At 51.1% G+C, this 13,216-nt stretch carries 16 protein-coding genes and 1 pseudogene; 10 read left to right on the forward strand and 7 right to left on the reverse strand.

What is annotated here, in order from left to right; all coding sequences use genetic code 11:
* The first annotated feature begins 261 nt into the window (after window positions 1-261).
* Complete coding sequence (gene slyB, locus OGX94_RS21290; protein WP_003029175.1) at window positions 262-729, forward strand: outer membrane lipoprotein SlyB; 468 nt, start codon at window positions 262-264, stop codon at window positions 727-729.
* A gap of 46 nt (window positions 730-775) precedes the next feature.
* Here the strand turns inward: slyB and slyA are convergent, their stop codons facing one another.
* The gene (gene slyA, locus OGX94_RS21295; RefSeq protein ID WP_122973940.1) at window positions 776-1,216 is read right to left on the reverse strand and encodes a transcriptional regulator SlyA; all 441 of its coding nucleotides are present in this window, start codon (window positions 1,214-1,216) and stop codon (window positions 776-778) included.
* A gap of 192 nt (window positions 1,217-1,408) precedes the next feature.
* Here slyA and OGX94_RS21300 point away from each other — a divergent pair, with 192 nt between their 5' ends.
* The 3 genes and pseudogenes from OGX94_RS21300 (at window position 1,409) to OGX94_RS21310 (ending at window position 4,548) form a co-directional block, all read left to right on the forward strand.
* Window positions 1,409-1,645 (forward strand): DUF1656 domain-containing protein, encoded by a 237-nt coding sequence (locus OGX94_RS21300; protein ID WP_063941548.1) that lies wholly within the window; start codon window positions 1,409-1,411, stop codon window positions 1,643-1,645.
* A 2-nt stretch (window positions 1,646-1,647) separates the two neighbouring features.
* The gene (locus OGX94_RS21305; protein WP_032934449.1) at window positions 1,648-2,511 is read left to right on the forward strand and encodes an efflux RND transporter periplasmic adaptor subunit; all 864 of its coding nucleotides are present in this window, start codon (window positions 1,648-1,650) and stop codon (window positions 2,509-2,511) included.
* Window positions 2,508-4,548 (forward strand): annotated as a pseudogene (locus OGX94_RS21310) (FUSC family protein). The gene OGX94_RS21305 and the pseudogene OGX94_RS21310 overlap by 4 nt, the downstream one beginning before the upstream one ends.
* On the opposite strand, the gene sodC reads toward OGX94_RS21310, so the two are convergent.
* The 3 genes from sodC to OGX94_RS21325 all read right to left on the reverse strand — a co-directional run bounded on the left by sodC (window position 4,524) and on the right by OGX94_RS21325 (window position 6,345).
* Window positions 4,524-5,048, reverse strand: coding sequence for a superoxide dismutase [Cu-Zn] SodC (sodC, locus tag OGX94_RS21315; protein ID WP_003832772.1), 525 nt, complete (start codon window positions 5,046-5,048; stop codon window positions 4,524-4,526). The pseudogene OGX94_RS21310 and the gene sodC overlap by 25 nt on opposite strands.
* A gap of 81 nt (window positions 5,049-5,129) precedes the next feature.
* Window positions 5,130-6,026 carry an aldo/keto reductase gene (locus OGX94_RS21320; protein ID WP_148362018.1) on the reverse strand — a complete coding sequence of 299 codons (897 nt, stop codon included), beginning with the start codon at window positions 6,024-6,026 and terminating at the stop codon, window positions 5,130-5,132.
* A gap of 49 nt (window positions 6,027-6,075) precedes the next feature.
* Window positions 6,076-6,345, reverse strand: coding sequence for a DUF1289 domain-containing protein (locus tag OGX94_RS21325; protein WP_257661698.1), 270 nt, complete (start codon window positions 6,343-6,345; stop codon window positions 6,076-6,078).
* 71 nt (window positions 6,346-6,416) lie between these two features.
* Here OGX94_RS21325 and OGX94_RS21330 point away from each other — a divergent pair, with 71 nt between their 5' ends.
* The 4 genes from OGX94_RS21330 to rnt all read left to right on the forward strand — a co-directional run bounded on the left by OGX94_RS21330 (window position 6,417) and on the right by rnt (window position 9,416).
* Window positions 6,417-7,016 (forward strand): TetR/AcrR family transcriptional regulator, encoded by a 600-nt coding sequence (locus OGX94_RS21330; protein WP_003832766.1) that lies wholly within the window; start codon window positions 6,417-6,419, stop codon window positions 7,014-7,016.
* 54 nt (window positions 7,017-7,070) lie between these two features.
* Window positions 7,071-8,168, forward strand: coding sequence for an alkene reductase (locus OGX94_RS21335; protein ID WP_063941544.1), 1,098 nt, complete (start codon window positions 7,071-7,073; stop codon window positions 8,166-8,168).
* 97 nt (window positions 8,169-8,265) lie between these two features.
* On the forward strand, window positions 8,266-8,673 hold the full coding sequence (gloA, locus tag OGX94_RS21340; protein ID WP_003832762.1) for a lactoylglutathione lyase: 408 nt from the start codon (window positions 8,266-8,268) through the stop codon (window positions 8,671-8,673).
* Window positions 8,674-8,768: 95 nt separating this feature from the next.
* Window positions 8,769-9,416, forward strand: a complete 648-nt coding sequence (gene rnt, locus OGX94_RS21345; protein WP_257661697.1) for a ribonuclease T — start codon at window positions 8,769-8,771, stop codon at window positions 9,414-9,416.
* Window positions 9,417-9,469: 53 nt separating this feature from the next.
* On the opposite strand, the gene grxD is transcribed toward rnt, so the two are convergent.
* The gene (gene grxD / locus OGX94_RS21350) at window positions 9,470-9,817 is read right to left on the reverse strand and encodes a monothiol glutaredoxin 4 (protein WP_003832760.1); all 348 of its coding nucleotides are present in this window, start codon (window positions 9,815-9,817) and stop codon (window positions 9,470-9,472) included.
* A 334-nt stretch (window positions 9,818-10,151) separates the two neighbouring features.
* Here grxD and OGX94_RS21355 point away from each other — a divergent pair, with 334 nt between their 5' ends.
* Both OGX94_RS21355 and sodB read left to right on the forward strand, forming a co-directional pair.
* Entirely contained in the window at window positions 10,152-10,982 is an 831-nt protein-coding gene (locus OGX94_RS21355) for a C40 family peptidase (protein ID WP_257661696.1), read from the forward strand.
* A 127-nt stretch (window positions 10,983-11,109) separates the two neighbouring features.
* On the forward strand, window positions 11,110-11,691 hold the full coding sequence (gene sodB / locus OGX94_RS21360; protein ID WP_003029205.1) for a superoxide dismutase [Fe]: 582 nt from the start codon (window positions 11,110-11,112) through the stop codon (window positions 11,689-11,691).
* 39 nt (window positions 11,692-11,730) lie between these two features.
* Here the strand turns inward: sodB and OGX94_RS21365 are convergent, their stop codons facing one another.
* Both OGX94_RS21365 and cydH read right to left on the reverse strand, forming a co-directional pair.
* Entirely contained in the window at window positions 11,731-12,900 is a 1,170-nt protein-coding gene (locus OGX94_RS21365) for an MFS transporter (protein ID WP_257661695.1), read from the reverse strand.
* A 175-nt stretch (window positions 12,901-13,075) separates the two neighbouring features.
* Entirely contained in the window at window positions 13,076-13,165 is a 90-nt protein-coding gene (cydH, locus tag OGX94_RS21370; RefSeq protein WP_003029209.1) for a cytochrome bd-I accessory subunit CydH, read from the reverse strand.
* Window positions 13,166-13,216: the final 51 nt, after the last annotated feature.

Raw genomic sequence — 13,216 nt, forward strand, 5'->3', positions numbered from 1 at the left:
AAGCAAATTAGCCTTGACACTCAACCATAAAGTGTCGACTAATGCCATGCTTCCTTAATGATTTTTGGTGGCTAATCATTACAATGATCGTTTAATTACATCAATTACATGAATGATTCGTTTATACTCGGTTGATCCGATTTCGGTTAAGATTTTCATATTGTTCCAGTAGAACATGTGACCTTAGGCTCACAAATGCCATATAATTTAACCATGAAGGGTGCTTTATTAGCGTTTCGTGGTGACAAAGGAGATTTGTAAATGATTAAACGTGTGCTGATTGTTTCATTAATGGGCGTATCTTTAGCGGGTTGCGTTAACAATGATAGCCTTTCAGGTGACGTGTATACCGCATCCGAAGCGAAACAAGTTCAGAACGTTACCTACGGTACGATTGTTCATGTTCGTCCGGTGCAAATCCAGGGTGGCGATGACGCAAACGTGATTGGTGCTATTGGTGGTGCGGTACTCGGCGGGTTCCTTGGTAACACCGTCGGCGGCGGTACGGGTCGTTCATTAGCGACGGCTGCAGGTGCAGTTGCCGGTGGCGTAGCGGGTCAAGGCGTACAAGGTGCGATGAATAAAACCCAGGGTGTGGAACTGGAAATCCGTAAGGATGATGGTAATACCATCATGGTGGTTCAGAAACAAGGTGCAACCAAGTTTTCAGCCGGCCAGCGCGTTGTTATGGCTAACAACGGCAGCCAGGTTACCGTGTCTCCACGCTAATCGAATTCACGTGTGGTCAGGCTCTGGCCACACGTAACTTATCGTTTCAATCCTGTGACTGCAGTTCAATAATATTGTGTTCGAGTTTGGCAACCAGCTTAATCAGCAGATCAATTTCCTCAGCTGAAATCCCTTCCAGAATTTCTCCACGTGTTTTGTTGATCACCGCTTCCATATCAGCGATCAGCGGCTCAGCCTTCTCTGTCAGTTTAATTCTCTTAGCTCGACGATCGCTGGCGCAAGTCTGTCGTGAAATGAGTCCCTTTTCTTCCAACTGGTCAAGCGTACGTACCAGCGAAGGCTGCTCGATGCCAATCGCTTTAGCCAGCTGAATCTGCGATTGATCCGGCGGCAACTGATGAATGTTGTGCAGCGTAACCCAATGCGTCTGCGTCAACTCCAGAGGTTTCAGGCGATGGTCAATCAGAGCACGCCAAATGCGCACCAACCGTGCCAGATCAGAACCTAATGGCGATTCCAATTTCATCTCCTTATAATTAGCTTGCTAAGTTATTGTGCTGATTTTAGAATAGTGTGCAGCATTTGTATTCCCAAAACAAATGTATTGCCAAATTTGCTTACCGGCTGACATTTTTTCAGACATTATGCGTTACAGAGACTCATTGTCTCTTTTTTGCTAAACCTATAGCAATGCTCTCTTCCGTCAAGGATTTTGCCCGTGAAGTTTATATTTAATGCAACAGGATTGCCCCTACAGGATTTAATGATCGGCGCATCTGTCTACTTCCCTCCTGTTTTCAAGTCGATTGTAGCAGGATTTATTCTCTGGCTGGTTGTTCATCGCCTGCTGCGCGACTGGATTTACTCCGGCGAAATCTGGCATCCCCTGCTAATGGATCTGTCACTCTTTACGCTTTGCGTATGTCTGGCCTTTGTTATGCTGATAGCGTGGTGATTATGTCGCTTAAAACCGTTAAATACTTCTCCACTATTATAGTCGCTGCAATCGCAGTTTTCGCCGGATGGTGGATGTGGAATTACTATATGCAATCGCCCTGGACACGTGATGGCAAAGTACGTGCTGAGCAGGTCAGCATCACGCCGCAAGTGTCAGGCAGCATTAGCGAACTCTATATAAAAGATAACCAGTTTGTGAATAAAGGCGATGTCCTTTTTATTATCGACAAGACGCCATTTCACATTGCTGAACTGAATGCGCAAGCGCAACTGGCAAAAGCGCAGTCTGACCTGGCGAAAGCCAATAACGAAGCCAACCGCCGCCGTCATTTATCGCAAAATTACATCTCAGCCGAGGATCTGGATACCGCAAATCTCAACGTAAAAGCCATGCAGGCAAGCGTTGAAGCGGCTGAGGCCAGTTTGCGCCAGGCCCAGTGGCAACTGACACAAACGGTGGTCAAAGCCCCCGTAGCGGGTTGGGTCACAAACCTGTCTACCCGTACCGGTGATTACGCCTCAACTGGTAAGCCCCTGTTTGCCCTTGTCGACAGTCACTCTTTTTATGTGATGGGATATTTTGAAGAAACTAAGTTACGCCACATTCGCGAGGGTGCGCCCGCCCTTATCACGCTCTACAGCGGTGATATAAAGTTACAGGGTCACGTTTCCAGTATTGGCCGTGCCATCTATGATCAAAGTGTGGAAAGTGATTCCGGCCTGATTCCCGACATCAAACCCAACGTGCCGTGGGTGCGTCTGGCGCAGCGTGTCCCGGTACGCATCGAATTCGACGCCCTGCCGCGGGAGGTCACGCTGGTGTCAGGTACAACCTGCAGCGTATCCATCGGCCAGCGTAAATGAAACTGCCCCGCCTGACACCAGGCAATTTGCCGTGGTTTAAAGCCACGGCGGCACAGTGGCGTTATGCGCTGCGTAACACCATTGCGATGTGCCTGGCGTTAACTTTTGCTTATTATCTGAATCTGGATGAGCCCTACTGGGCAATGACCTCGGCGGCGGTGGTTAGTTTTCCCACCGTTGGCGGGGTTATCAGCAAAAGTCTGGGTCGCGTGGCGGGTAGCCTACTGGGAGCCACCGCCGCATTGATTATTGCCGGTCATACTCTCAATGAGCCGTGGCTGTTTTTGCTGAGCATGTCAGTGTGGATCGGATTTTGTACCTGGGCCTGTGCGCATTTCACCAATAACGTTGCCTACGCCTTTCAACTGGCGGGTTATACGGCGGCGATCATTGCGTTTCCCATGGTCAATACCGTGGAAATTACACAGTTATGGGATATCGCGCAGGCACGTGTGTGTGAAGTCATCGTCGGTATCCTGTGTGGCGGCGTGATGATGATGATCCTGCCCAGCACCTCCGATGGCACCACGTTACTGACTGCATTGAAAAACATGCATTCACGTTTACTGGAACATGCCAGCCTACTCTGGCAACCAGAAACCACGGATGCCATTCGCACAGCCCATGAAGGTGTTATCGGGCAGATTCTGACCATGAACCTGCTGCGTATTCAGGCTTTCTGGAGTCATTATCGTTTTCGTCGCCAGAATGCTTTGCTCAATTCGCTGTTGCACCAGCAGTTACGCATGACCAGCGTGATTTCCAGTCTGCGCAGGATGCTGCTGAACTGGCCTAATCCTCCGTCCAATACCCGGGAAATCATCGAACAGTTGCTCAGCGAACTAATCAAATCCAATGCGAATAGCTACACTGTCGCACGTATTATTGCCCCACTGCAGCCCGTCGATGCCCGCGACTATCGACACGTCGCCTTCTGGCAACGACTGCGTTATTTTTGTCGGCTCTACCTGCGCAGCAGCCATTATCTGCATTTACTGGAAAATGGTGTTACCGCCGAGCGTATTAATATCGCCCGCACGCCGGGGCTTGCCCGTCATACCGATAATGCGGAAGCTATCTGGAGCGGGTTGCGTACGTTCTGCACTTTGATGCTTATCGGCGCATGGAGCATTGGCGCACAATGGGAATCAGGCTCTGGCGCACTCACGCTCGCTGCGATCAGCAGTGTGCTGTATTCCGCCGTTGCCACACCGTTCAAGTCGCTTTCTTTGCTGATGCGTACGCTGGTTCTACTGTCGCTATTTAGCTTTGTGGTTAAGTTTGGCCTGATGGTGCAAATTTCCGACCTCTGGCAGTTTATTCTCTTTCTTTTCCCGCTACTCGCCACCATGCAACTGTTGAAGCTACAAATGCCTGCCCTGGCAGGTCTTTGGGGGCAGTTGATTGTATTTATGGGTTCGTTTATCGCGGTAACCAATCCGCCGGTATATGATTTTGCTGATTTCCTGAATGACAATATGGCGAAAATCACCGGCGTGGCGCTGTCATGGCTGGCCTTCGCCATTCTGCGCCCCGGATCGGATGCACGGAAAAGTCGCCGCCATATTCGCGCCCTGCGCCGGGATTTTGTCGATCAGCTCAGCCGACATCCATCACTCAGTGAAAACGAATTTGAATCGCTGACCTATCATCACGTCAGCCAGCTCAGCAACAGTCAGGATGCGCTGGCGCGACGCTGGTTATTACGTTGGGGGGTCGTTTTACTGAACTGCTCGCACGTGGTGTGGCAACTGCGTACCTGGGAGGCGCGTTCCGATCCGCTGGCTCGCGTCAGGGACGTGTGTATCTCGCTGCTGCGCGATGTAATGAGCGAGCGTGGCGTCCAGCAACGACCACTGAATGCCACACTGAATGAGCTACAGCGCATCTGCGATACGCTTGCCCACCATCATCAACCCGCTGCGCAGGAACTGTCGGCACTGGTCTGGCGGCTACACTGCTCGCTTTCACAACTCGAACAGGCGCCGCCGCCGGGCACTCTCAGTCGTTGATTATTTGATAACACCACAGGCATAGCGTGCTCCGCCACCGCCAAGCGGTTTCGGTTGATCGGACATATTATCGCCGCCCACATGGATCATCAGCGCTTTACCTTTAACCTCATCGAGCGTTTTAAGCCGCGGCGCAACGACCGGCGTTGTAGCGTTACCGTCGTTATTCACCACCAATAGCGGCAGGTCGCCCATATGACCTGCGCCTTCCGGGCCTTCATGTTTGCCGGTTTGGTGCGGATCATAATGGCCGCCAGCCGATTCTGCGGCTGAGGCTTTCCCATCTTTAATTGCCGGTTGGCAGCTGCCGTTCATATGCACATGGAAGCCATGTTCACCTGGCGGCAACGCCTTCAGATCGGGCGTAAACTCCAGCCCCTTTGCGGTTTCAGCAATAGTGACCGTACCAATCGCCTGGCCGACGCCTTGCGATGTGACCAGATTCATCGTCACTTTTTCTTCACTGGCAGCCTGCGCACCTGCACAGGCGAGTAGAGTGATAATGGCCAAACTCAAACGCTTCATAAGACCTCCGTCCAAAAGGTGTCTGATTGTTAAGTGTAAACCAGTGACACAAATTTGAACGGAGATGCGCCAAAAACGCGATTAGGGTACGTCGTAACCCAGCGCCGCTTTACGAATGCGGAACCATTGCTGGCGAGACATGTTCAGCGATTCAGACTCAATGGCAGCACGTACACGCTCTATTTTTCCTGAGCCAATAATCGGCAGCGGCTGAGACGGCAGACGTAAAATCCAGGCGTATACCACCTGTTCAATAGACTGCGCATTCAACTCTTCTGCGATCACGGCAAGCTCATTACGTAAAGGCTGGAAAGCATCATCATTAAACAGGCGACCACCGCCGAGACAGGACCAGGCCATCGGGTGAATACGTAACTGTTGCAGTTGATCTAAAGTACCATCCAACAGGAGCGGCTGATGTACTGGTGAAATTTCTACCTGGTTGGTCGCCAGAGTAAACGGCAGACGCGATTGCAGCAGCGAAAACTGTGAAGGGGTAAAGTTGGAGACGCCAAAGTGACGCACTTTGCCACTATGGTGCAATTTTTTAAAAGCGTCGGCGACATCGTCAGCATCCATAAGCGGATCGGGACGGTGGATCAGCAGCAGATCAATATGATCGGTCGCCAACAGCTTCAGCGACTCTTCTGCACTGGCAATAATATGTGCACTGTCGGTGATGTAGTGGCCCAGCGCATTTTCCGCGCGCGCCGTCGTCGCGATCCCGCATTTGGTCACAATCTGCATTTTTTCACGCAAATGCGGAGCCAGCTTCATTGCCTCACCAAACGCCGCTTCACACTGGTATCCACCGTAAATATCGGCGTGATCGACGGTGGTCACGCCAAGATCCAGATGCTCTTCAATAAAGCTGACTAGCTGGCGCGCGGACATATTCCAGTCCATCAGGCGCCAGTACCCCATCACAAAGCGAGAAAATTCCGGGCCTTGCGGCGCAATAGTAATACGCTGAACCATAGCAGCTTCCTTTTAAGTGAATGTGCCTCGAGTATACGCAATTACGCTTTTAAAAGAGTGAAGGTTGTTGCGGTTCTTCCGAAGGGTTGGCTTTGTTTGCTCGTAATTTACGCATCAGGCGCTGACGACAAAGCCGCAGCACTTCCTGCTTTTGGGTATCGCTCATCTTTTGCCAGTTAAAACGCTCATCCCGACTGCGAAAACAGCCACGGCAAAAGCCGCGTTCGTCAGACTGACATATTCCACGGCATGGGCTCTGGACGGGGAAAAACTCCAGCTGTTCGGCCACATCCCCTCCTTTAATAAGATTGATATACATATTGAAGACGTTAACTGAATTTCTCGCAAGCGCTATTGCATTAGACCGACTGGTCTATTACACTCGTTTTCATGAACAAAATCACTGAACACGATACACGCGAACATCTGCTGGCGACTGGCGAACTGCTGTGTATGCAGCGCGGCTTCACCGGCATGGGTTTAAGCGAACTACTGAAAACCGCTGAAGTACCCAAAGGTTCGTTTTATCATTACTTTCGCTCTAAAGAAGCGTTCGGTGTCGCGATGCTGGAACGCCACTATGCGGCCTATCATCGGCGACTGGCTACGCACTTTGATACGGGAGCGGGAAACTACCGCGACCGCATTCTGGCCTACTATCAGGAAACCCTGAACCAGTTTAGCCAGCACGGCATTATTAGCGGCTGTTTAACAGTAAAACTGTCTGCCGAAGTGTGCGATCTGTCAGAAGATATGCGCACTGCGATGGATAAAGGCGCGCGGCACATTATTGTGCTGTTAGCGCAGGCGCTGGAGAAAGGTCAGGCCAGCCATTGTCTGTCTTTTGTTGGCGAGCCGTTACAGCAGGCGCAGGTACTGTATGCGCTGTGGCTTGGCGCCAACCTGCAGGCCAAGATTTCTCGTAGCGCCACTCCGCTGGAAAATGCGCTGGCGCACGTTAAAAACATCATCACAACGCCTGCCGTTTAACAGGCGTTTTTATTTTCTTTATTACTAGACGACCGGTCTATTCAGGAGTATCACATGTCATCTGAAAAACTGTTTTCCCCACTGAAAGTGGGTGCCATTACGGCAGCAAACCGCGTATTTATGGCGCCACTGACGCGTCTGCGCAGTATTGAGCCTGGCGACATCCCTACTCCGCTGATGGCCGAGTATTACCGTCAACGCGCCAGCGCGGGTCTTATCATCAGCGAAGCGACGCAGATTTCCGCACAGGCGAAAGGCTATGCCGGAGCACCCGGCTTACACAGCGAAGCGCAAATTGCCGCATGGAAGAAAATCACTGCTGCCGTACACGCTGAGCAAGGTCATATTGCTGTCCAGTTGTGGCACACCGGACGCATCTCTCACGCCAGTCTGCAGCCAAACGGCCAAGCTCCAGTTGCACCTTCCGCGATTAGCGCTGGAACCCGCACCTCGCTACGTGATGAAAACGGCCTGGCAACGCGTGCCGATACTTCAATGCCACGTGCGCTGGAAACAGAAGAGATTCCGGGTATCGTTAATGACTTCCGTCAGGCGATAGCCAATGCGCGCGTGGCAGGTTTCGATATGGTTGAACTGCACTCTGCCCACGGCTACCTGCTGCACCAGTTCCTGTCGCCAACGTCTAACCAGCGTACCGATCAATACGGTGGCAGCGTCGAAAATCGTGCGCGTCTGGTGCTGGAAGTGGTTGACGCCGGTATTAAAGAATGGGGTGCCGATCGCATTGGTATTCGCGTCTCCCCGATTGGCACTTTCCAGAACGTTGACAACGGTCCGAACGAAGAAGCCGATGCGCTGTATCTGATTGAACAATTGGGCAAGCGCGGAATCGCTTACCTGCACATGTCTGAGCCGGACTGGGCCGGTGGCGAGCCGTATTCCGATGCGTTCCGCGAAAAAGTTCGCGCACGCTTCCACGGTCCTATCATTGGTGCTGGTGCTTACACCCCAGAAAAAGCAGAAGCGCTGATCGAGAAAGGTCTGATCGACGCCGTTGCTTTTGGTCGCGCCTATATTGCTAACCCGGATCTGGTGGCGCGTCTGCAACGCAAAGCAGAACTGAATCCGCAACGTGCCGAGAGCTTCTACGGCGGCGGCGCGGAAGGTTACACCGACTATCCTACCCTCTAACGTCACAATCTCCGTTCTGACATTGATAGCGGCGTAACAACGCCGCTATACTAAAACAACATTTTGAATGTATTAGCCATTTTTGAAGGGGAAAAAGATGCGTTTACTCCATACCATGCTGCGCGTGGGTGACCTGCAGCGTTCCATCGAGTTTTATACCAACGTGCTGGGCATGAAGCTGCTGCGTACCAGCGAAAACCCTGAATACAAGTACTCTCTGGCTTTTGTCGGCTACGGTCCTGAAACCAGTGAAGCAGTAATCGAACTGACCTATAACTGGGGTGTCGACAAGTATGATCTGGGTACTGCCTATGGCCATATAGCCCTGAGCGTAGACAACGCGGCTGAAGCCTGTGAACGTATTCGCCAGAATGGCGGTAACGTAACACGTGAAGCAGGTCCAGTAAAAGGCGGCACCACAGTGATTGCGTTCGTTGAAGATCCGGACGGCTACAAAATTGAGCTGATCGAAGAGAAAGACGCCGGGCGCGGCCTGGGCGATTAATCTCCCCCTCGGGCGCAGATCGTCTGTGCCCATAGTTTTATACTCATCATTTTGCCATAATACGCGCTGCAATTTTCCCGTATTAAGAGACCCAGATGTCCGATAACGCTCAACTTTCCGGTCTGTGTGACCGTTTTCGTGGTTTTTATCCTGTCGTCATTGATGTCGAAACCGCAGGGTTCAATGCCAAAACCGATGCGCTGCTTGAGATTGCCGCCATCACACTGAAAATGGATGAACAAGGCTGGCTGATGCCGGACACGACGTTACATTTCCACGTAGAGCCGTTTGAAGGTGCCAATTTGCAACCGGAAGCGCTCGCCTTTAACGGTATTGACCCTAACAATCCGCTACGCGGTGCGGTCAGCGAATATGATGCTCTGCATGCCATCTTCAAAATGGTGCGTAAAGGCATTAAAGACAGCGGCTGCAATCGGGCGATCATGGTGGCGCATAACGCTACGTTCGACCACAGTTTCATGATGGCTGCAGCAGAACGCGCCTCAATCAAACGTAACCCATTCCACCCATTTGTAACCTTTGATACGGCGGCATTAAGCGGCCTGTCTCTGGGGCAGACTGTGTTATCAAAAGCGTGCCTGGCGGCGGGAATGGAGTTTGACGGGAATCAGGCGCACTCGGCGCTGTATGACACCGAACGTACGGCCGTGCTGTTTTGCGAAATCGTTAACCGCTGGAAACGTCTCGGCGGTTGGCCTCTTCCCGTGCCTGAAGAAGCGTAACGGCGATATAAAAAAAGCGACCATTTCAGGTCGCTTTTTTACTTCTGCTGGTATTACTCAGCGTCCGGCTCTTCGGTTTTGTATTTCGCTGCTGTTTCTTTAATCAGCTGCTGCAACTCACCGCGCTGGTACATTTCGATCAAAATGTCACAACCGCCAACCAGCTCACCATCAACCCACAGTTGCGGGAAGGTCGGCCAGTTTGCGTATTTCGGCAGTTCGGCGCGAATATCCGGGTTCTGCAGAATATCAACGTAAGCAAAGCGTTCACCACAGGCTGACAGCGCCTGCACAGCCTGTGCGGAGAAACCGCAGCTTGGCAGTTTAGGGGAACCTTTCATGTACAGGAGAATCGGGTTTTCAGCGATCTGGCGCTGGATTTTTTCGATAGTGGTGCTCATTATCTTGCTTCCTTAAACTTCTTTTACGGCAGTAGTCTGACATTGTAACGGGTCAGACAGGCAACGGAAAATAACATTTTCATTACGCGTTATTATTTTATCCCCTGACGCTAAAAGTTGCATTCACAATCTCACTTATCCCCTTCAAACATGTGGATTTGATTATCCGTTCACCAACTCAAACGTTAATTGCTGTTTTTTTTTGCGGTCGGTTACGAAACATAGTTTTAAACAAAAAAAGCTATTAACTTTCCCTCTTTCTATAGATTAGAATCATCAAGTTTTGAAAATCACACGCAGGCACGATAGACCTGCCTTACCAGAGGACTGCTCAGTGGCGCGGATAAACCGAATCTCGATCACGCTCTGTGCTTTGCTTTTTACTACACTGCCCTTTACGCCTATGGCTCATGCTTCCAAGCAGGCCAGGACGACACCTACCAATTCTCACACCATCAAAACGGTAGATAAAAAGAAAAGCGCAACAACCAGCCAAAAAACAACAAAGACCAGTAAGAAAACGGCGACAAAGACCACCAGCAAAACCAGCACCAAAACCGCTTCCTCTTCTAAAAAACGCACTGCCACTCCGGCAAAGTCGACTAAAACTGCAAATCGCCGTGGTAAAACTGCCGCAGCACAAACCGCAGCCGTTACCTGGACGGAAAAATGCACACCGCGCAAAGGTCATAAACCACGCTGCGTGAAGGTGAAAACCACTGCACCGACTACGCTTGCTGACGCACATAAAGTGAAAGTGCAGAAAGCGACTAAAACAGCTATGTCCACCTTGATGAACCAAATCGGTAAACCTTATCGTTGGGGCGGCTCCTCGCCAAGAACCGGGTTTGACTGCAGCGGTCTGGTTTATTACGCCTATAAAGATCTGGTGAAGTTCCACATTCCGCGTACCGCGAATGAAATGTACCATCTGCGTGATGCCGCACCAATTGAACGTGGCGAACTGAAAAATGGCGATCTGGTATTCTTTCGTACCCAGGGTCGCGGCACAGCCGATCACGTCGGCGTCTACGTCGGCAACGGTAAGTTTATTCAGTCACCGCGCAGCGGGCAGGAAATTCAAATCACCTCTCTGAGCGAAGATTACTGGCAGCGCCACTATGTGGGCGCTCGTCGGGTAATGACGCCAAAAACAATTCGCTAAAAACTTACCCTACAGAACATACTGTAGGGTAAGTTCTTCTTTTGCATAACCTTTCAATTTGCTACCCTATCCTTACTCACAATGAGGCTATTGTGTGTACTCAATATAAATAATAAGGAGAGAAGCAATGTCGTTTGAATTACCTGCATTACCGTATGCCAAAGATGCTCTGGCACCGCACATTTCTGCCGAAACGCTGGAATATCACTATGGCAAACACCATCAAACTTACGTGACCAATCTGAACAATCTGATTAAAGGCACGGCGTTTGAAGGCAAATCACTGGAAGAGATCGTTCGTAGCTCTGAAGGCGGTGTATTCAATAACGCAGCACAAGTATGGAACCACACGTTCTACTGGAACTGCCTGGCACCAAACGCAGGTGGTGAACCGACCGGAAAACTGGCCGATGCAATCGCCGCTTCCTTTGGCAGCTTTGCAGATTTCAAAGCGCAATTCACCGATGCCGCTATCAAAAACTTCGGTTCTGGCTGGACCTGGCTGGTTAAAGGAACGGATGGCAAACTGGCTATCGTCTCCACCTCCAACGCAGGTACTCCGCTGACCACCGACGCGACGCCGCTGATGACCGTTGACGTATGGGAACACGCCTACTACATCGATTATCGCAATGCTCGTCCTGGCTACCTGGAACATTTCTGGGCACTGGTGAACTGGGAATTTGTTGCGAAGAACTTCGCAGCATAAAAAAGATAACGCAGAAGGACTTCCTTCTGCGTTTTTGCATTAATTCGCGGTAGTGAAAGCCTCTTCAGGCTGTCTTCTTGCGGAAATGAACACCAGCAGCAGCGCAAGACCCGCCACAATCGCCCCCATTACCGGCACAAAACTGTAGCCCAGGCCGCCAGATATTACCGCCCCACCGGCCGCAGCCCCCAGTGCGTTCCCCAGATTAAACGCGCCAATATTGACTGACGATGATAATCCAGGTGCTTCGCTGGCAACGCGCATCACACGCATCTGCAACGGTGGAACGACCGCAAACGTCGCCGCGCCCCAGACCACCATACTGACCGCCGCTCCCAACTCATTACGCGCAAGGAAAGGAATGACCAGCATAATAACCATCAGCAGCAGTAAAAAGCCTTTTAGCGTACCGTTGACTGAACGGTCAGCCAGTTTGCCGCCAAAATAGTTACCGATCGAGAAGCCAACACCTATCAACACCAGCATCCCGGTAACAAATGCCGGTGTAGCATGAGTGATAGTATGCAGAACCGGCGAGATGTAGGTATACAGCGTGAACATCGCCCCAGCACCCAGTACGGTAGTCAGTAACGCCGACAGCACCTGCGGGCGCATAAGTACCGCCAGTTCGCTACGGACATCCGGGCGCTCTCCTGCTCCCCCCTTGGGTAATGAGAAGAACAGGCTGACCATCGCAATGACGCCCAGCCCTGCAGTGGCCATAAACGACATGCGCCAGCCGATGGTTTCACCAAGCCAGGTCGCCGCCGGAACGCCGCCAATATTGGCGATAGTTAACCCCATAAACATCGTTGCCACAGCGCTGGCCTGCTTATGTTTGGGTACCACACTGGCTGCAACCACAGAACCGAGACCAAAAAAGGCTCCATGGTTAAGACTGGTCAAAATACGCGATAGCATCAGCGTGGTGTAATCCGGCGAGATAGCCGAAAGCACATTACCCAGCGTGAAAATCGCCATCAGGAATATCAAAGCATTACGTCGCGCACGATGAGACAGCAGCAATGTCATCAGCGGTGCACCTACCATCACACCTACTGCATAAGCGCTGATCAGCATGCCAGCCGCCGGAATCGAGACGTCCACACCTTTGGCAATGACGGGCAATAACCCCATTGGCGAAAACTCGGTGGTGCCAATACCAAACGCCCCGATTGCCAGCGACAGTAGAGGGTAATTGATTTTCATATTTCGACTCCGTATCGTCGAGCCGTGGCACGACATAAAATAAGAGTCAAAAGCATGACATTGATCGCAAAATTAATAAAGTTAACAAAACTGCAAAAGACTTTTGCTTATTCGCAAACAATACAGGGGAAAAACGAGTCGAAGGGATGAGGGAGAGCTAACTCCCTCGGGGAAATCAATGCAGCGCTGCGGTCAGACCACCCGCGACGATCAAACCCAGAACAATAATGGTAGTCACTAACGAAAATTTCAGATCGGTGCTCATCAAGTTTTCTCCTTTTTATTCCCACACAAAAAGTGATATTGCGCATTTTTA

Origin of the sequence: Citrobacter sp. Cpo037 (assembly GCF_030332945.1) — a bacterium.
GTDB lineage: Bacteria > Pseudomonadota > Gammaproteobacteria > Enterobacterales > Enterobacteriaceae > Citrobacter > Citrobacter portucalensis.